The sequence below is a fragment of the Anaerostipes hominis (ex Lee et al. 2021) genome, from assembly GCF_002270485.1.
GTDB lineage: Bacteria > Bacillota > Clostridia > Lachnospirales > Lachnospiraceae > Anaerostipes > Anaerostipes hominis.
Genome location: NZ_NQOG01000011.1, coordinates 19,921 through 37,548, shown reverse-complemented (window position 1 = coordinate 37,548; position 17,628 = coordinate 19,921). Strand labels below are relative to the sequence as shown.

Here is a 17,628-nt window from a genome sequence, read left to right as displayed (position 1 = left end):
CCTTATTTATTTGGGAATTTAATCTGTGAAGGATATGCCCAGCTCTGTAATTCTTCCGGAGGGAAGTAATCCGGCTCCTGTCCTCTGTTTGCAACGAGAGAATTGAAGTATAACTGAGCAAGTTCTTCAATATAGGAGGCTTTCAGGTAAGCATCGTAAATTTCTCTGCTGTCTACGGCAACGGCGCCGTGTCCCTGAAGCAGGAAACAATCTGCTTCCTGAACTGGTTCAATAACGCTGTCGGAGAGATCCGTGGAACCTGGGCGTCCGTATGGAGCCACCGGAATTCTGGATTTGCTCACTCCTAAATTGGCAACTTCGTATACAACAGCCGGGATCGGTTTTTTCAGCACCGCAAAGGTGGTAGCATACATTGAATGTGTATGCGCAACTGCATTGACCTCCGGTCTCGTCTTATAAATCTGTAAATGCATTAAAGACTCACTGGTCGGACGCAGCCCGGAAAGGTTCTCGATGACATTGGCATCCAGGTCTAAGACAACCATATCCCTTGCCGTGAGAAGTTCTCTGTCCACCTGAGTCGGTGTGATGACTACATAGCCTGTCTCTTTATCCCTGGCACTGAAGTTTCCGGACAAATGCTTGCACAGTCCGTCCTTCTGAGCTCTTTTTGCAATCTGAACTACATCCTTTTTTAATGATTCTAACATAATGATTTCTCCTTTTCTTTTTGAACAATGGTAAGGATCTCTTCCGGCTGTTTTGCCTGCTTCAGCTTCTTTAATGCAGACGGGTCCTCCAGGATCTCATTCAGCTGGAACAGCACTCCCAAATGATTGGTGGCATCCGGAGTCCCAAGAACTATGACAATATCCGCGTTCAGGTACCCATTGATGTCAATCCTTTCCGGAAGCTTTAACAAAGAGATGCAGATCCTCCCGGCTCCGTCCTCCACTCCCGCATGGGCAATAATGACTCCGTCAGCGATCATAATATATGGCTTATCTTCCCGGATGATCTGGACCATCCGCTCCACATAGCGCTGTTCGATATCTCCCCGTGCAAGCAGCGGAGCCGACGCCGTCCTTACGGCATCTTCCCATTCCATCGGCTTCTCTGATATCCGAATTGTTTCCTTTGTAAGTACATCTGCCAGCATGGGCTGTTCTTTTATCTCCGCTGTTCTTTCTGCAGTTCCCTGGACATTTACAGGGTTTAAGACTCTGTTTATCTCTCTGACCAGCGCGTCCCGGTCCTCAATGACTGCGTGCTGCTCCACAGCCCTTACAATTTCTGTCACATCCACTTCATGGGGCATAATACCGTTAATCTCACTCAGCACCTTTTCCCTGAACTTATGCTTGGAGGCTTCATCGAGAAATGGTTTTACGAGAAACTGAAGTTTATCCGTCTCCAGCCGGACCATAGTAAAGACTAATTCAAATTCTTCTTTGTATTCGGTAAAATCCCTCATAGAAAGGCATGTGAGGAACTCGATCTCCGGAAACAGCTCCCGCAGTGTGAAAAATAAGAAGTTGGAAACCGACACCCCGTTGGCACAGACGATCACAGCTCTTTTTTTCTGATTTTCTATGTCCAGGATTCCTTCTCTCTGAAGCCATGCCCCGAAGAGCGCTGTAATATAAACCAGCTCTTCATCGGGAAATTCACTTCCCGCCAGTTCCTCCAGCGGTTTCATGGATCTCTTTACCATGGCGTGCAGGGAACTGTATCTCGGAAGTACCATGTCTACAATACTCTGTTCAATATGATAGTGGTATTTGACCCGGTAAAACGCCGGCTTCACATGCTGAAAGAGCGCTTCAAGAAGAATGTCCTGCTCCTTGATGTTGACGCATATAATCTTCTCAAAATTGTCGATGACCTGTCTGGCCGCCTCCATGATCTCCACTTCGCTTCTCAAATTATCCGACTGGAAACTGTGATAGTTGGAAATCTGAATCTGCGCGGCAAAAAAGATCTTTTCCGTCTGCCATGCCACGTCGTGCTCTTTTGCAAACTCCACCATGACAGAATACTCTTTTGTTCCGGCGATATGCTGGAAGGACTCAGGAAGATCTTCCAGAATTCTCCCTTTCTTGATGCGAATCAGCACCAGACAGAGGATATACGGAAGTTCCCTCAGCCTTTCATCGGTGAAACGGATCTTTAACTTATTCTCAATCTCACTGATCTGCCCCCGCACCTGCTCCATGAGTTCCGGATCGACCTGGGAAATCTCCATAATGGCTTCCTGCCCGTTCGGCATATTTAAGATCTGCCGCACAATAGGGATCATGGCCTCCCGTTTGCAGAACTCACTTCCGGCCAGATGATATCCGTCCTGTCTGCTGTAATGGATTCCAAGGCCGTACGGCGCCAGCCTTTCCTCCAGTTTTTTAACGTCGATCAAAAATGTATTCTTGCTGATATCCAGCTTTGATGTAAAATGGTAAATTGATAATTCTTCCCTTGTGCACAGAAGGATCAGGAAGATCAGAGCTCCCCGTTCTTTGTCGGAGTACACATAGGTACTGTCTTTGATCCCGATATCCTCGGTCTGGTACTGTTCCAGCACAGGAACCGGTATCACAAATTTCCCGGTGCGCAGTCTTTCTATCTTGGGCAGTCCGTTATCCGCCAGGTACTGGTTAATCTTATCCATCGTATAGCTGACCTGCTTCCTGGACAAATCTAATGACTGCTCCACTTCCTTTCCAGTTATAGACGGATTATTTACAATTGTTTTTAATACTAAATAGCCTCTTTCGTCTAAATACACTAGAATCCCTCTTTCATCGTTCCGGTGCTATCTGGTAACCTCAATGCCCGGTGATTTTGCCTCGTAATCCAGCAGTTCCTTTAATTCATCATCCAGGCGCATGACCGTCAGCGCGGCTCCGTTCATATCAAGGGAAGTCACATAGTCCCCAATAAAAGTCTTATAAACGGAAATTCCCTTTTCTCTCAGGTATCTTTCAATTTCATCGTACAGTACATACAGTTCCATGACCGGTGTCGCCCCGAGACCGGAAAGCAGCACCGCCGCCTCTTCCCCTTCTCTGAGTTCCAGGTCGTTTGCTACTGTTTCAGCCATGTTCTCTGCAATCTTTGCGGCAGGCTCCAGGTCCTGCACATTAATGCCCGGTTCCCCGTGGTGTCCGATCCCCACCTCCATAGTTCCTTCTTCGATATGGAAATTGGGATGTCCAACTGCAGGTATGGCACATGGACTTAATCCTACACAGATACTTCTTGTATTGTCCACTGCTTTTTGGGCAGATGCAATGACCTCATCCAGATCTCCGCCTTTTGCTGCCCTGGCTCCCCCGATCTTCCACATAAAAACGCCGCCTGCGATACCATGGCGTTTTTCCTTCGTTTCCTTCGGAGATGAAGCCACATCATCGTTTGCGGTTACATACTTTACAGTGACACCGGCTTTTTTCGCTTTTCGTACAGCCATTTTTACATTCATGTTGTCTCCGGCATAGTTTCCAAACAGACAGGCCACGCCTTCTCCAGCGTCCGCCTCCATAAATGCGTCATAGAATGCCTGGGCGGACGGCGAAGAGAAAACTTCGCCGACTGCCACAGCATCCACCATATTCTTTCCGACATAGCCAAGAAAAGCAGGTTCATGTCCGCTGCCGCCGCCTGTTACCAGTCCGACTTTTCCTTCCACCGGTGTATTTATGTATTTTACCACACGGTCATTGGCCTCAGACTTCACGACAAGATCTCCGTGGGCTTTTAAAAAGCCTTTGAGCATATCTTCTACGACGTAATCCGGATCATTGACAAACCTCTGCATAATTCTTCCCCTTTTCTATGTCTAAAACGTTTAGTTGTTTGTTTCCTGCTGTGCTTCTTTGCTAAGGCTTCTGTAGTAGAGTACAAAACAGATCACCCAGACGATCAGGATGGCCAGCGGAATAAAGTTTCCGTCCAGTACCTTAAATACATGGGAGAAAGCGTAAGTCTGGATCGGTCCATCAATGGAACTGTTGGAGATCATCTCTCCCGCTTTCAGGGATACTGCTCCTGTTGTCCTTGCAAGGTCGGTCATAAACGGCGCGAACGCAGTACCAACCCATAAGAATACCGGCGCGAAGACGGTGCAGAGAATGATCATACGGATCAGGTTTCCTCCAGTAACAAGGAATGCTGGTACGGCAAGTGCAAGGTTGATGATACCTGCAAACGGAAGGATTTCATTTCCCGGCAGGAACATAGAGAATAATAATGTGATTGGCACAGAGTAGATCACTGCCAGCCAGATCTCATTGGATCCTCCGAGGAACGGCCAGTCAAGCCCTACTACGAGAGTTCTTCCTGAGAATTTCTTATTCATGAAGTCACTGACTGCCTCAGAGATCGGAGCCAATGCCTGCATAAAGTATTTTGTGATGACCGGGAACAGAGTCAGCGCTGTCGCTGCCTTAATCGCCAGGGTCAGAGTATCTGCTACACTGTATCTGGCGAGAACTCCGAAAATAATACCAAGAATGAATCCAAGGATATGGTTCTCTGCAAAAATACCAACTTTATCTTTTAATGCCGCTGCGTCAAACTGTTTGTTTAATGCAGGTACTTTCTTTAAAATACAGTCGATCGGATACATGACAGCTGCCAGGAAGGTCATCTTATGGGTACAGGTTACACCCGGAATTCCGGAAAGCTTTTCGATTCTGTGCTGATGCATATCTGCCGCTTTCAGCTCAAAAATGATCTGGATAGCTGCTACCACAAATGCGCAGGCAATGGATCCTGCCCCTCCAAAATGAGGTTTTGTGATGGCTACAACGGCAACGGCAGTAAAAATCTTACCCCATACGTTCCAAAGATCGGCGTTGAATGTATTTGTTTTGTTAATGACCAGCATGATGACATTGATGATGATCAGCAGTGGGAACATTAAAAATGCGTATGGCCAGGACCAGGATATGGTTGACATGGTGGTCCAGCCTCCATCCACGATAGGCAGTGAAATACCGGTTGATTTTAACATGGCCTGAGCCGCTGGGCTGATGGTATCCGTCATGAAGGAAATGAGCATTGTCATTCCTGTAAACGCCACCCCGAGTGTAATACCGGCGGAAACCGCATCTTTCACCTTCATCCTTACGATCAGTCCGGCGATAATGATAATGATAGGAACGAAAATCGCCGCCCCCAAACTTAACAGATAGTTGACAACTGAACTCAATACTTGCATACAATCTCTCCTTTCATCCTCTTACGATGTGTCTTTTGTAGTTTTTCTCCTCTTATTTACATGCTTCGATCAGTTTTTTCAATTCTGCATCCTGACCTACACCGGTTAAGAATGCGATTCCGTTGATGACCGGAATCGGATACTCCTTGTCGATTTTTGTGATCGCGATATATGCCACGCTTGAATCCATATAGCGGTCTACGGATTTTAAATCTACCGCTTCCACCTGAGCGTCTACCTTATTTTCTTTTAATAAACGGTTCACCTTGCTTGCTACTGTCTGAGATGTTGCTACTCCGCTTCCGCATGCTACAATGATCTTTTTCATAATTTTTATTTCCTTTCTTGAGATAAGCCCTTGTTTTCATTTACTTTCACTCTGTGATCAGAGTCCTTCCATGGAAAGAATCGCTTCCATATACTCTTCTTTGGTTTTTGCATCCATCAGGCGTTCCATCAGGGACTCATCCTGGAAGTTTGCCACAAGGATCTGAAGCAGTTCCACGTGCTCGTCGGAACGCTTAAAGCCAAGCATAAAGATAAACTTCACATCATGTTCCACATCGTTTGCTGCCATTTCACACCACTTGACCGGTTCTTTTAATCTGACCGGCGCGATGAAAGGCTTTAAGATATGTTCCGGATCTGCATGAGGGATCGCCACCGGATACGGCTCTACCGCCAATGCCGTCGGGAAGTTTTTCTCTCTTGTCTTGATCGCATCCACGAATGAGCTCTTTACAAAACCAAGTTCTTCAAGTTTTGCGGCCATCTTGTCAAAAAAGTCATCGGTGTCTGCCGCTTCCATATCCAGCTGGATCAGGTCTTTGTAAATCATGTCGCGTTTCAAACATTATCACTCCTTTTCTTTTTATTTCATTCTTAGTACTCTTAAATTGTAACCCTGTAATACCCACTAAAACAATCTGAATTGGGTCCCAAAGTTGCTCATTGAATTGCTCATCACAAGCATGCGCAATCCGATTGCACAACGCACCGCAAAATATAAATCAGGGCAAAAAAAAGAAGACAATCTCCAGAATCTCATCTGAAGGTTGTCCTCTAAATCTTACGGTGACAGGGCGTCAGGCCTGTTTTGTCTCCATATATTCATTCAGTCTGCCGAGAAGTTCATTTACATTCATTCCGTGAACAAAAGCAGCTTCTTCCAGTGTCTCTCCCTGAGAAGACGGGCAGCCCACGCAGTGCATGCCGGATGCCATTAAAATAGCCGCGAAGTTTTCATCGATGGCAAGCAGGTCACCGATCACCATGTCCTTTGTGATTGTATTCATTTATAATACCTCCATTCTTAACAGTCGCCGTTCTTCTCCATAAATCCCTGAAGAAGAATCCTATTTAGTATAATACATTATAATTAAAAATACAATAATTCACCGGAATTCCCTTGATATTGTATATTAAGTATATTAAAATGAAAAGTACCTGAAAGGCGGGTCACCCGCCATTTCATACACAACTTTTTAAAGGAGGAATATAGATATGGCATATGTAATTTCAGACGCTTGTATCTCTTGCGGCGCTTGCGAAGGTACTTGCCCGGCAGGAGCTATCAGCGAAGGGGACGGACAGTACGTAATCGATGCAGATACATGCTTAGACTGCGGAGCTTGCGCAGACGGATGTCCAACCGGCGCTATCAGCCAGGAATAATCGATACATAAAAAGAGATGCCGCCCGGCATCTCTTTTTTGTTTGCGATGATGATTATTCGCGGTTTCTTTTTTTCTTCCTAAAAAAGAAGCCTCTCTCTTTTGTAGCTGCAATTTCTTCCCTGCTCTGCTGCTGCAGGCGGATCAGCTCGTCCAGCTTCTGGAATCTCTTCTCTTCCGACTCCTCCTTCTGACGGAACTGATAATCCATTTCCTTTGCCACCTGCCTGGTAACCTGATCTCCGATTTCCCGGCTCAGCTGATTTTTCTGTTCGTTTAAGGCCCGTCCCATAATCTTAACCATAACATTTTGGAACTGTTCCATTTTATCCTGCGGACCCACACTGCTCCCGCCTGCGGGAAAAGGAATGACATTCTTTGGCAGAGCCTCCTTGATTTCATCCATGCTCATACCCTCATCCCTCATATCACGGATCTTGATAAATGTATGTAGTTCTTTTTCCCCATAGTAACGGTAGCCTTTGTCATTCCGCGGAATATTAAGCTTCAGCTCTTCCTCCCAGGCCCTTAAAGTATAGGTTTCTAACCCTAATTCTTTGGCTGCTTCAGAAATCATTCGTCTTTTTTCCTTCATAAGTCCCTTCCTTTCTTCTTAATTTATTATAAGGTGGGGGCTCTTTGCGGGACAAGAAAAACCGCCCTCTAAAAGACGACGGTTTCTATCATAATCTGCAGGCTACATCCTGACTCTCTCTTTATTTCCAAACTTCGTATACTGTCCTAACCAGACAAGTTCCACGCTTCCTGTGGAACCATTTCTCTGTTTTGCCACAATGATCTCTGCAAGACCCTTTTTTTCAGAGTCTTCGTTGTAATAGTCATCCCTGTAGATGAACATAACGACGTCGGCATCCTGCTCGATGGAACCGGATTCCCTCAAGTCGGAAAGGACCGGCTTGGGCGGTTTCCTCTGCTCCACCATACGGCTCAGCTGTGACAGGGCGATGACCGGCGCATCCATCTCTCTGGCCAGCGCCTTTAAGGAACGAGAGATCTCGGAGATCTCCTGCTGCCTTGACTCTGACTTTTTCCCTCCGGACATCAGCTGCAAATAGTCGATGATGATCAGGCCCAGCCCGTAGGTCTGCTTATAACGGCGGCATTTGGACCTTAATTCCGCCACAGTGATTCCCGGAGTATCATCGATGATCAGAGGGGAACGCCCGATGGTCCCGGCACTCTCCATGATCTTCTCCCACTCGCTCTCCTGAAGCTCTCCGGTACGGATCGCCTGAGAGTCCACCATGGCCTCCATGGAGATCATACGAGTCACCAGCTGTTCCTTGGACATTTCCAGGCTGAATATAGCTGTGGGAACCTGTTTTCTTACCGCAGCATGCTGGGCGATGTTTAAGACAAATGCAGTCTTACCCATGGCAGGCCTTGCAGCCACCATAATGAGCTCCGACGGGTGAAGGCCGGTAAGCTTAAAGTCAAGATCATCAAACCCTGTGGCAACCCCGGTGATCCTTCCATCGGAGGCCGCCGCTTCCTCTATGCTCTCCAGCGTGTTTAATACAACCTGATCGATAGAGACAAAATCCTCACGGCCGCTGGCCTCCTGCAGGAGACCAAACACGTCCTTTTCCGTCTTTTCCAGGATCTGTGGAACCTCTTCCTTTCCAAGATAACAGTCCTTCGTGATCTCCTCCGTAACCCTGATCAGCTTTCGCAGGGTGGACTTTTCTTTCACGATCCGGGCATACTGCTTGGCGTTGGCAGAGGTAGGCACCACCTCCAGAAGATCCCTTATAAACTCCAGGCTTTTCATGGATTCCGGCACATCTTTTTCTTTCAGCTTATTCTGGAGGGTGACCAGATCTACGGGTTTCCCCTCCTTATACAGCTCTGTCATCGATTCAAACAGAATCCCGTTCTGCTTCTGATAAAAATCCTCTTTGGTGACAATATCGGAAACATCGGCAATCGCGTCCCTGTCCATGATCATGGCACCTATGACAGACTGCTCTGCCTCCATGCTGTTGGGTTGTATTTTCTTGATAAATGCCTCATCCATTGTCTTTATTTATCCTCTTGTACTTTTACCTTTAATGTGGCAGTCACTTTCGGGTGCACTTTCACTTCAATATTGTGTACCCCGAGCGTTTTGATCGGCTCTGTGTGCATCTTCTTTTTATCCAGTTCATAGCCCAGCTGCTTTTTGGCAGCCTCTGCGATCTCTTTTGTAGATACGGCTCCGAAGGTTCTTCCGCCCTCTCCCACTTTCATCTTTAAGATAACTTCCTTTTCTTTGAGTTCCTCGGCAAATTTCTTTGCCTCCTCTAATTTCTCTTTTGCCACTCTGTCTTCATTGGCCTTCTTAAGCTTCAGATCGTTGACCGCTTTCTTGCTGGCTTCCACGCCGAGTCCCTTGCGCAGGAGCACATTTCTTGCGTATCCGTCATTCACTTCAACGATATCGTCTTTCTTTCCTACATTTTTTACATCCTGCAATAAAATAACTTTCATTTTATATGTCTCCTTCCTCTTTCATAAACTGCAGAGTCCCCTTGATGATCTGTTTTGCGTCATACAGGGAAACATCGACCATCTGGGCACCGGCCACGGTCAGATGGCCTCCTCCTCCGAACTGCTCCATAATCTTCTGTACATTCACCTCGTCAATTGATCTGGCGCTGACATAGACGCGCTCTTCCACGCCGGTCAATACAAAGGATGCCTTGATTCCGTCAATATCTAAAAGTTCATTGGCCACCTGGGCCCCGACCACCGTCGGACTGTCGATGCCGATCCCCACCAGAGTAGCAATGGCAAAGGAATCATACATGATCTCAGCATCGCTGACCGCTTTTGCCCGGATTCTGTATGAGTCCATACTGGTCCTGGACATTTTCCGTACTTTATTTAAGTCTGCTCCGCTCCGTTTCAGAAACGCCGCCGCTTCGAACGTCCGAACCCCTGTCTTGTTGACAAAATTATCCGTATCAATCAGCATGCCGAAGTACATGGCATTGACTTCCACCGGGAGAAGCTTAGGCTTCGTAGTGATATACTGAAGAACCTCCGCCACCAGCTCGCACGTAGAAGAGGCATAAGGCTCGATATAAGAGAGGACCGGATACTTAATCGTCTCTTTTCCTTTCCTGTGGTGGTCCAGTATGACGATCGTATTGGTCTGTTCCAGCAGATCTTCACACTCGGTATAGCTTGCATGATTTACGTCCACAACGATCAGCAGGGTGTTGTCATCCGTGATTTCCCTGGCCGTATCGCTGGAGATAAACATGTCCTCGTCGTATTCCTCACACGACAGCAGTTCTTCCATGATCGGGCGCACCGAAATCGTCACCTCATTCATGACGATGTGGGCCTTTCTGCCCAGAGAAAGCCCCAGGCGGTATAATCCCACCGCAGCCCCCATGGCATCCGGGTCCGGTATTTTATGGCTCATAATAACTACATTTTCTTTGGACTCCAGAAGTTCTCTCAATGCGTGGGCCTTGACTCTGGCTTTGACTCTCGTATTTTTCTCAACTACGGCGGCATTCTCCCCGTAGTAGGAAATATCCTCGCCGTCCTTGATCACCGCCTGGTCGCCGCCCCGTCCAAGAGCCAGGTCCATGGCCGTGCATGCAGCCTCGTAGTTTTCCTGGTAGCTCTGACCGTTGATTCCAAGGCTGATGCTCAGCGTCATATTGCCGCTGCTTCCGAGATTGATACTCTTGACTTCCTCCAGAATATGAAACTTCTCGGCTTTGACTTTCTCCAGATACTTCTGCTGAAAGATGATCAAATACTTATCCTTCTCCGTCTTTTTGACAATGCCTGAAATATTCTGGATAAATTTATTGATCTTCTGGTCTGTCAGCGCCAGAAGCATGGACTGTTTTACTTCATCCACGTTGTCCAGAAGTTCATCATAATTATCAATATAGATCAGTCCGACCACCATCCGCTGATTTTCGTTCTGCTCCATATACATCTTGAGCATGGTCTGGTCAAAGATATAGGCGGCAATCATCGACTGGTCTCTGAGCCACTGTTTGGACTTGCTCTCTGTCTCCTCATCGATAAGACTGTCCATCTGGATCCTCACAAACTCGATCTTGTAAAAGCAGGTCATTTCCTGTTCTTTCTCCCTGATCTCTTTTTTCACGTGGGAGACTGCATGATTCATCTCCGACGGAAGCAGATTCTTGTCCAATTCGGGGAACATCTGCTGAAGCTTGGAAATGTTCTTCCCGTTCAAAATCTTTTCAAATGCCTGATTATACCACATGATATCCCCGTCCCCGCCAATCAGTACATAGGGCAGGGGCAGCTCTTTGATCAAATGGTTCTGGACCCGGCTCTGCTCGAATAAAAAGTCCATCGTTTCCTGTGTCATCTTCTTCTTATAATACGGATAATAAAGCACGGAAAACAAAAAGAAGATCAGTACAAAACAGGCCAGGATGATCCCGGACTTCACGTCAATGGAAAACACCAGGATGTCTGCCATCAAAAACAACAGTCCGGCCAGAACGGGCCAGACGATATCTTTGCTGACGCTTATACTTGTATTTTTATTTTTCATGATACGGCTCCTTAAACCTCGGATTCAAATATTGTATTTTTCATTATAGCATGACTGGCAGGCAAGGTCAAAAAAACCGCCATATCCATAGGGATACGGCGGCTTGTCTTTTATTAGTCCTGTGTGTAAGGCATTAAAGCGAGATGTCTTGCTCTTTTGATCGCGCTTGTGACAGCTCTCTGATGCTTTGCACATGTTCCTGTGATACGTCTCGGCAGGATCTTGCCTCTCTCAGAAACATATTTCTTTAATGTCGCTACATCTTTGTAATCGATAACGGCATCGGCTTCTGTACAGAATGCACATACTTTTCTTCTTCTGCGTCCGCCTCTTCTCCTGTTTGGAGAATCACCTCTATTATAAGCCATGATTAAACCTCCTAATTTAACTAAATGGCAGTTCCTCTTCCAATCCGTCCGGAATGTTCATAAAACCGTCTCCTGCGGCCTGGCTCGGCTGCGGCGGCTTCGAAGGATTTGCTGTCTGCATTCCTCCTCCGTTGTACTGGTCAGTTGCCGCTTTGCTCTCGCAGAAATCCTGTTCTTCTACAATAACATCGGTGGTATAGACCTTGATTCCGTCCTTGTTGGTGTAACTGCCTGTCTGGATTCTTCCTGAGATGACAATCTTGATTCCCTGGCGAAAATACTTCTCGGCAAATTCGCCGGCACGTCCAAATGCGACACAGTTGATAAAGTCTGCATCCGGTTCGCCATCCCTCTTGAATCTCCTGTTTACAGCTAAAGTATATCTTGCAACTGCCGTCGCTCTCTCACCCTGTGAGTATCTCACGTCCGGGTCTCTGGTAAGACGGCCCATCAAAATCACTTTATTCATATTGGATTCCTCCTGCCTATCAAAGTGTTAGGCATCCTGTTTTACGACTAAATAACGTAATACATTTTCTGTAATTCGAAGTTTTTCTTCTAAAACAGCCGGAACTTCTGTCTCTGCGTCGAACTGGATGAAGTAGTAGTATCCTTCTCTCATCTTCTGGATCTCGTAAGCTAAACGCTTCTTTCCCCATTCATCGACATTCGTGATCTCAGCTCCTGCTTCTGTAATCATAGCTTTTGCTTTTTCCACTACTTCCGCTCTTGCTTCGTCTTCGATCTTAGCATTCACGACTAATGCGAGTTCATATTTACTCATGTTATCTGCACCTCCTTCTGGTCTTTTCGGCTCTTGATCTTCTGCCAAGAGCAAGGATAAATTTATATATCACAAGTTGATATGTTACCATAAATTCCTTTTAACCGCAAGCTTTTTTCACAAATCCCCTGAAATTCTTCTCCACGAGCTTCCTTGACACCATTACCTGCCGGCCGCAGCCCGTACATTTCAGCCGGAAATCCATGCCGACCCTCAATATCTCCCACTCATTGCTCCCGCACGGATGAGGTTTCTTCATTTTGATCACATCGCCGATCTGAAATTCCATACACTGCCTCCTTTTCTCTGATCTTTACGAAAAAGGCAGCCGGATCATGGGCTGCCTTTCACAAAGAGCTGTATTACTTTTTCTTCTCTGTCGTTGCTTTCTGCTTTGCTGTGGTTGTGGCTTCTGTGGTCGTTTTTTCGGTAGCTGTAGTCGTTGCCTTATACTTAAATGTGATCTTTTTCCACAGTTCCTGATCGATGCTCTTGTCATCGTCCCACTCCTTGTCTGCATCCTTCGTCCACTTTTTATATACCTTCTGGTATGCTTCCTGCTGTTTTTCCTGCAGAAGCGTACTCTTGGATGTGGCAAGCTCACTCTTTACATTCGGGTTCAGCATCTTGATAATGACATACGCATCGTCTGTCTCGACTACGCCGCTGACCTGATTCTTCTTTAATTTGGAAGCCGCATCTTCAAACTTGGTTCCGAGAGCTGCTTTTCCCTTTGTGTAGCTTTCTTCGTTGTCTGTGTCGACTTTATACTTTTTGGCTACTGCCTTGACGCTCTGGCCTTTCTTGATCGCCTTTAATGCTTCTTTGGCTTTCTTTAACTGAGCTGCCTTTTCTTTTGCAGTCATATTTACTTCTTTGCCGGTCTTGCTGTCTGTTTTCTTCGTCGTGAAAACGAGCTTGTATACTTTTACGGTCTTCGCTTCGTCGTCTGTCACTTTCACATCTGCCTTTTCAATGATCGCATTCATAACCTTCTGGGCGATCAGATTTTCCTGCTGAATTTCCTTGATGTAATCTTTGTCTGCCCCGGTCACCTTCATGACACGTTTTCCAAGTTCATTTTTTGTAAAAGATTTTACGGATTCGTCCAGCTGTTTCTTCTCATCCGAAGTAAGCTTTACCTTGTAGTCATCTGCGTGGTCGGCCAATACTTTTACAGTCTTGATCTGGTTGATGACATTGTCTTTAATTGAATCCTGCATTGTGATCTTTTTGCCCTTTTTATCGGTACCGACCTGGGTAGACCACAGTTTATCGCCTAAATAGGATGCGTACTGCTGCTCTGCGCTGTACTGCATGATCCTGGCATATACATGGGCTTCCTTATAGGTCACCTTATTTCCTGCATATTCAAACAGCGTCTTGTCATCCTGCTTCTTGCAGCCCGCCAATAAGGCCGCGCACAAAGCCATAACCGCCGCAAGACATACGATCTTCTTCGCTACACGTTTCATTCTTCGTTTCCTCCGTTTAATTTATTTCCATTTTGGATTATACTACATTACGATCTGATAATCAACGCATCCAATGAGTTCACACAATGTTCAATCTTTGAAAGCCATGCGCTTTTCTTCGCGGATGAAAGATCCAGTACAAATACAGGATGCTCCCCGGCACTGACAGAGAGTTCCTTCGGAAATTCGTTCAGCACATCCGGGATCTTCTCCACCTGCACATTTGCCTCCGGATTCATCTCAAAGAATACTTTCTCGCCCTTCTGTTTCACATCCGTCATATAAGCGTGGTGAGCCATAGATTTTAACAGAGCGATATGGAGCAGATTGACCACCGCTGCCGGGAGATCGCCGAAACGGTCCAGGAGCTCATCCTGCATATCTTCCAGCTCATCCTTCGTCTCGATGGCAGATATCCGTTTATAAAGCTCCAGCTTCTCCACTTCGTTTCTGATATAGGCGGATGGAAGAAAGGCATCAATATTCAGATCCAGTGTCGTGTCAAAATCCGTATCCTCTGAAAGTTCACCTTTGAGTCTCAGCACTGCGTCATTGAGCATCTTACAGTACAGATCATATCCCACCGCTTCCATATGGCCGGACTGTTCTTCCCCCAGCAGATTTCCCGCTCCCCGAATCTCCAGATCCCGCATGGCGATCTTGTATCCCGATCCCAGGTCCGTAAATTCCCGGATCGCCTGGAGCCTTTTCTCCGCTGTCTCTTTTAATAAAGTGTCCCTTTTATACATTAAAAATGCAAATGCGTTCCGGTTGGAGCGCCCGACGCGTCCCCTTAGCTGATATAACTGGGAAAGTCCCAGCTGGTTGGCGTCATGAATGATCATCGTGTTCACGTTCGGTATATCCAGCCCGGTCTCAATGATAGTCGTGGAGACGAGCACGTCGATCTCCTTTTCCATAAACTGCATCATGATATTTTCAAGTTCCCTCTCCCGCATCTGTCCGTGGGCAAATGCCACTTTTGCATTGGGCAGGAGTTTCTGGAGCTCACTCGTGATCTCCGCAATGTTATTGACCCGGTTATATACATAGTATACCTGACCGCCTCTCGTCATCTCCCGGTGGACTGCTTCTTTTACGAGCTCCTCGTTGTATTCCATCACATAAGTCTGGATCGCTCTTCGGTCGTGGGGAGGTTCCTCTAAAATGCTCATATCCCTGATCCCGATCAGACTCATATGCAGCGTCCTCGGAATCGGTGTTGCGGAGAGAGAAAGCACGTCCACATCTTTCTTCAGTGTCTTGATCTTCTCTTTATGTCCCACGCCGAAACGCTGTTCTTCATCTATGATCAAAAGTCCCAGGTCTTTATACTTCACGTCTTTGGAAAGGAGCCGGTGTGTCCCGATGACCACATCCACGATTCCTTTTTTCAGGCCTTCCATCGTCTCTTTCTGTTCCCTGGGAGTACAGAATCTGGACATCACCCTGACGGTCATCGGATAATTCTGAAAGCGCTCGCAGAATGTATTGTAGTGCTGCTGGGCAAGAATCGTTGTAGGTACCAGATATGCCACCTGTTTTCCGTTGGTCACAGCCTTGAAGGCCGCCCGGATGGCTACTTCCGTCTTTCCGTATCCCACATCCCCGCAGATGAGCCGGTCCATGATTTTCGTACTTTCCATGTCCCGCTTCACGTCCTCTATGGCATTGAGCTGGTCCTGCGTTTCCTCATAAGGAAACATTTCCTCAAACTCTCTCTGCCAAACCGTATCTTTATCATAGACATACCCTTCTTTGGCCTGCCGGACCGCATACAGCTCCACCAGCTCTTTGGCGGTTTCACGCACCTGGCCCCTGACCCGTTTCGTGGTCTTCTTCCACTCATTCCCTCCCAGCTTGTTAAGCCGGGGCTTCTTTGCATTGGCGCTGGCGTATTTTGCGATCTGGTCCAGGGCCGAGGCAAGAATAAACAGATTGTCCCCGCCTTTATACTCGATGCTGATATAGTCCTTCTCGACGTTGTTTACGGTGATTTTTTCAATTCCCCGGTAGATTCCGACGCCGTGCTTTTCATGAACTACATAGTCGCCGATGGAAATATCCGCGAAGTTCTTTATCTTCTCGCCTTTTCCCTTAAAAGCGGCTTTCTTCCTGCGTTTTTCTTTCCTTCCGCTGAAAATATCGCTCTCAGAGATCAGCACCCATTTCGTCTCCGGGTATTCGATGCCGCTCTTTAATTTGCCTGGCGTGATGACGATCTGTCCGGGAACCATATCTTCTGACGGTTTCTTATCATATGTGACAGTCAGTCCGCTGTCTCTCATATCCTCAGCCAGGCGTTTTGCTCTGGTCACCGAAGGGGAGACAACAAGAATCCGATATTCTTTTTTCTGGTACCTTCTCAGGTCCTTGATCAGCTGCTCAAAGCTGTTGTTGTAGGACTGGACAGACTTTGTCTCCATGAAAAATGTGTCTGCCGCCTTCGCAGCCTTCACCTCAGATGCCAGTGAAGCCAAGAAAACGGCCGGCTGTTTCAGCAGGCGGTTCAGAGTCTCGTCAAAACAAGCTACCGTATCCATCTGTCCCGGCAGCAGATATCCGGCCTCCAGACGGCTTTTCATGCTCTCCGTAAACTCCAGGAAAAAGCCCCGTCCCCTCTCTTCCACATGCTGCGGCTCATCCACATAGACCGCGGTATTTTTCGGGAAATAGTCAAGGAAACACACCAGCCTGTCATAAAAATACGGAAGATATCCTTCTACTCCGATGAGCATGGAAAGTTCCGAGAGCTCTTCTCTGATCCTCTGAAATTCCTTCGTGAGCCTGACCTCTTTGTCCGTCTCAAAGGCTTTGTGGAACGTCTCTTTCAAGTCCTGATACTCGGCCTCGATCTTTTTTAGTCCCTGTGAGATCCGTTCTTCGCTTAAAACAATCTCCGTGGCAGGATAGACCGTCAGACTCTTTACTTCTTCAATGGACCGCTGACTCTGGGCATCAAAACTGCGGATCGAATCGACCTCCTCCCCCCAGAGTTCAATCCTGTACGGGCAGTCCGATGTAAACGGGTAAATGTCGATGATCCCGCCCCTGACCGCAAATTCTCCGGCCGCCTCTACAAATGGAGTCCTCTCATACCCCATAGCGGTAAATTTTTTCGTAATCTCCTGCTCGGAAACCTCTGTCTCCAGGCTGATCATCACCCGGTTTTTCTTGATCTCCGCAAGGGGTACAACCCGGTCCATCAGGGCGTCGACAGAAAGGACGAAGACACCTCCCTGTCCTTTGATGATACTCTCGATCCCCCTGAGCCGTTCTTTTGCAATGGCATTTCCATGGATGTCGGCGCTGTAAAACAGCGGGTCTTTGGCAGGAAAGTAGACGGCGTCTTCCCCGAAGAACCGATAGTTTTCCACCCACTCCTTGGCCTTATTCTCATCTGCTGTCACGATCACCTTATAGTTACCGCGCTTCTTTTTTCCTCTCAGTGCACTGACCAGATGGGCTTTTGCCCCGTCCGTACATCCTGACACTAAAACAGGGCCCTGATTGTTCTCAAGGCCTGTTTTTATCTGTTCAAACACTGCATCATTCTCAAAAATATGATCTAACACGTCTCATTCCTTACTT

18 protein-coding genes are annotated in these 17,628 nt (G+C 47.0%); 1 reads left to right on the top strand and 17 read right to left on the bottom strand.

Going from position 1 to position 17,628, the window contains the following annotated elements; translation table 11 throughout:
• Positions 1-2 precede the first annotated feature (2 nt).
• The 7 genes from CI597_RS11000 to CI597_RS10970 form a co-directional block, all read right to left on the bottom strand.
• Positions 3-671, bottom strand: a complete 669-nt coding sequence (locus tag CI597_RS11000) for a class II aldolase/adducin family protein (RefSeq protein ID WP_024728755.1) — start codon at positions 669-671, stop codon at positions 3-5.
• On the bottom strand, positions 665-2,743 hold the full coding sequence (locus CI597_RS10995) for a BglG family transcription antiterminator (protein WP_024728756.1): 2,079 nt from the start codon (positions 2,741-2,743) through the stop codon (positions 665-667). The genes CI597_RS11000 and CI597_RS10995 overlap by 7 nt, the downstream gene beginning before the upstream one ends.
• Before the next feature lie 27 nt (positions 2,744-2,770).
• On the bottom strand, positions 2,771-3,775 hold the full coding sequence (locus tag CI597_RS10990) for a dihydroxyacetone kinase subunit DhaK (RefSeq protein ID WP_024728757.1): 1,005 nt from the start codon (positions 3,773-3,775) through the stop codon (positions 2,771-2,773).
• Between the two features lie 30 nt (positions 3,776-3,805).
• Positions 3,806-5,179 (bottom strand): PTS galactitol transporter subunit IIC, encoded by a 1,374-nt coding sequence (locus CI597_RS10985; protein WP_024728758.1) that lies wholly within the window; start codon positions 5,177-5,179, stop codon positions 3,806-3,808.
• Positions 5,180-5,231: 52 nt separating this feature from the next.
• Positions 5,232-5,507: a PTS sugar transporter subunit IIB gene (locus tag CI597_RS10980; RefSeq protein ID WP_006567625.1), complete on the bottom strand. Its 276-nt coding sequence runs from the start codon at positions 5,505-5,507 to the stop codon at positions 5,232-5,234.
• Between the two features lie 57 nt (positions 5,508-5,564).
• Complete coding sequence (locus CI597_RS10975) at positions 5,565-6,029, bottom strand: PTS sugar transporter subunit IIA (RefSeq protein WP_024728759.1); 465 nt, start codon at positions 6,027-6,029, stop codon at positions 5,565-5,567.
• A 235-nt stretch (positions 6,030-6,264) separates the two neighbouring features.
• Positions 6,265-6,474 carry a DUF1858 domain-containing protein gene (locus CI597_RS10970; protein WP_006567627.1) on the bottom strand — a complete coding sequence of 70 codons (210 nt, stop codon included), beginning with the start codon at positions 6,472-6,474 and terminating at the stop codon, positions 6,265-6,267.
• A 208-nt stretch (positions 6,475-6,682) separates the two neighbouring features.
• Between CI597_RS10970 and CI597_RS10965 the strand changes: the two genes are divergently transcribed.
• On the top strand, positions 6,683-6,853 hold the full coding sequence (locus CI597_RS10965) for a DUF362 domain-containing protein (RefSeq protein WP_006567628.1): 171 nt from the start codon (positions 6,683-6,685) through the stop codon (positions 6,851-6,853).
• 54 nt (positions 6,854-6,907) lie between these two features.
• Here the strand turns inward: CI597_RS10965 and CI597_RS10960 are convergent, their stop codons facing one another.
• The 10 genes from CI597_RS10960 to mfd form a co-directional block, all read right to left on the bottom strand.
• Positions 6,908-7,447 (bottom strand): MerR family transcriptional regulator, encoded by a 540-nt coding sequence (locus CI597_RS10960; protein WP_024728760.1) that lies wholly within the window; start codon positions 7,445-7,447, stop codon positions 6,908-6,910.
• A 102-nt stretch (positions 7,448-7,549) separates the two neighbouring features.
• Positions 7,550-8,890, bottom strand: coding sequence for a replicative DNA helicase (dnaB, locus tag CI597_RS10955; protein WP_024728761.1), 1,341 nt, complete (start codon positions 8,888-8,890; stop codon positions 7,550-7,552).
• A 5-nt stretch (positions 8,891-8,895) separates the two neighbouring features.
• On the bottom strand, positions 8,896-9,342 hold the full coding sequence (gene rplI / locus CI597_RS10950; protein ID WP_024728762.1) for a 50S ribosomal protein L9: 447 nt from the start codon (positions 9,340-9,342) through the stop codon (positions 8,896-8,898).
• Position 9,343: 1 nt separating this feature from the next.
• Complete coding sequence (locus tag CI597_RS10945; protein ID WP_024728763.1) at positions 9,344-11,410, bottom strand: DHH family phosphoesterase; 2,067 nt, start codon at positions 11,408-11,410, stop codon at positions 9,344-9,346.
• Between the two features lie 113 nt (positions 11,411-11,523).
• Positions 11,524-11,778 (bottom strand): 30S ribosomal protein S18, encoded by a 255-nt coding sequence (rpsR, locus tag CI597_RS10940; protein ID WP_006567633.1) that lies wholly within the window; start codon positions 11,776-11,778, stop codon positions 11,524-11,526.
• A gap of 16 nt (positions 11,779-11,794) precedes the next feature.
• Positions 11,795-12,247: a single-stranded DNA-binding protein gene (locus CI597_RS10935; protein WP_006567634.1), complete on the bottom strand. Its 453-nt coding sequence runs from the start codon at positions 12,245-12,247 to the stop codon at positions 11,795-11,797.
• A gap of 27 nt (positions 12,248-12,274) precedes the next feature.
• A complete protein-coding gene (gene rpsF / locus CI597_RS10930; RefSeq protein WP_024728764.1) occupies positions 12,275-12,562 on the bottom strand; it encodes a 30S ribosomal protein S6 in 288 nt (95 codons plus the stop codon).
• 100 nt (positions 12,563-12,662) lie between these two features.
• Positions 12,663-12,851, bottom strand: a complete 189-nt coding sequence (locus tag CI597_RS10925) for a DUF951 domain-containing protein (RefSeq protein WP_024728765.1) — start codon at positions 12,849-12,851, stop codon at positions 12,663-12,665.
• A 73-nt stretch (positions 12,852-12,924) separates the two neighbouring features.
• Complete coding sequence (locus CI597_RS10920) at positions 12,925-14,037, bottom strand: peptidylprolyl isomerase (protein ID WP_024728766.1); 1,113 nt, start codon at positions 14,035-14,037, stop codon at positions 12,925-12,927.
• Positions 14,038-14,084: 47 nt separating this feature from the next.
• Positions 14,085-17,612: a transcription-repair coupling factor gene (gene mfd / locus CI597_RS10915; protein ID WP_024728767.1), complete on the bottom strand. Its 3,528-nt coding sequence runs from the start codon at positions 17,610-17,612 to the stop codon at positions 14,085-14,087.
• Positions 17,613-17,628 lie beyond the last annotated feature (16 nt).

What these genes read in the sequence shown, in the direction of transcription:
- CI597_RS11000 (WP_024728755.1), bottom strand. Translation starts at nt 671, where the DNA reads ATGTTAGAATCATTAAAAAAGGATGTAGTTCAGATTGCAAAAAGAGCT.
- rplI (WP_024728762.1), bottom strand. Translation starts at nt 9,342, where the DNA reads ATGAAAGTTATTTTATTGCAGGATGTAAAAAATGTAGGAAAGAAAGAC.
- CI597_RS10990 (WP_024728757.1), bottom strand. Translation starts at nt 3,775, where the DNA reads ATGCAGAGGTTTGTCAATGATCCGGATTACGTCGTAGAAGATATGCTC.
- dnaB (WP_024728761.1), bottom strand. Translation starts at nt 8,890, where the DNA reads ATGGATGAGGCATTTATCAAGAAAATACAACCCAACAGCATGGAGGCA.
- CI597_RS10925 (WP_024728765.1), bottom strand. Translation starts at nt 12,851, where the DNA reads ATGGAATTTCAGATCGGCGATGTGATCAAAATGAAGAAACCTCATCCG.
- CI597_RS10920 (WP_024728766.1), bottom strand. Translation starts at nt 14,037, where the DNA reads ATGAAACGTGTAGCGAAGAAGATCGTATGTCTTGCGGCGGTTATGGCT.
- CI597_RS10985 (WP_024728758.1), bottom strand. Translation starts at nt 5,179, where the DNA reads ATGCAAGTATTGAGTTCAGTTGTCAACTATCTGTTAAGTTTGGGGGCG.
- CI597_RS10945 (WP_024728763.1), bottom strand. Translation starts at nt 11,410, where the DNA reads ATGAAAAATAAAAATACAAGTATAAGCGTCAGCAAAGATATCGTCTGG.
- CI597_RS10970 (WP_006567627.1), bottom strand. Translation starts at nt 6,474, where the DNA reads ATGAATACAATCACAAAGGACATGGTGATCGGTGACCTGCTTGCCATC.
- rpsF (WP_024728764.1), bottom strand. Translation starts at nt 12,562, where the DNA reads ATGAGTAAATATGAACTCGCATTAGTCGTGAATGCTAAGATCGAAGAC.
- CI597_RS10935 (WP_006567634.1), bottom strand. Translation starts at nt 12,247, where the DNA reads ATGAATAAAGTGATTTTGATGGGCCGTCTTACCAGAGACCCGGACGTG.
- CI597_RS10960 (WP_024728760.1), bottom strand. Translation starts at nt 7,447, where the DNA reads ATGAAGGAAAAAAGACGAATGATTTCTGAAGCAGCCAAAGAATTAGGG.
- rpsR (WP_006567633.1), bottom strand. Translation starts at nt 11,778, where the DNA reads ATGGCTTATAATAGAGGTGATTCTCCAAACAGGAGAAGAGGCGGACGC.
- CI597_RS10965 (WP_006567628.1), top strand. Translation starts at nt 6,683, where the DNA reads ATGGCATATGTAATTTCAGACGCTTGTATCTCTTGCGGCGCTTGCGAA.
- CI597_RS10980 (WP_006567625.1), bottom strand. Translation starts at nt 5,507, where the DNA reads ATGAAAAAGATCATTGTAGCATGCGGAAGCGGAGTAGCAACATCTCAG.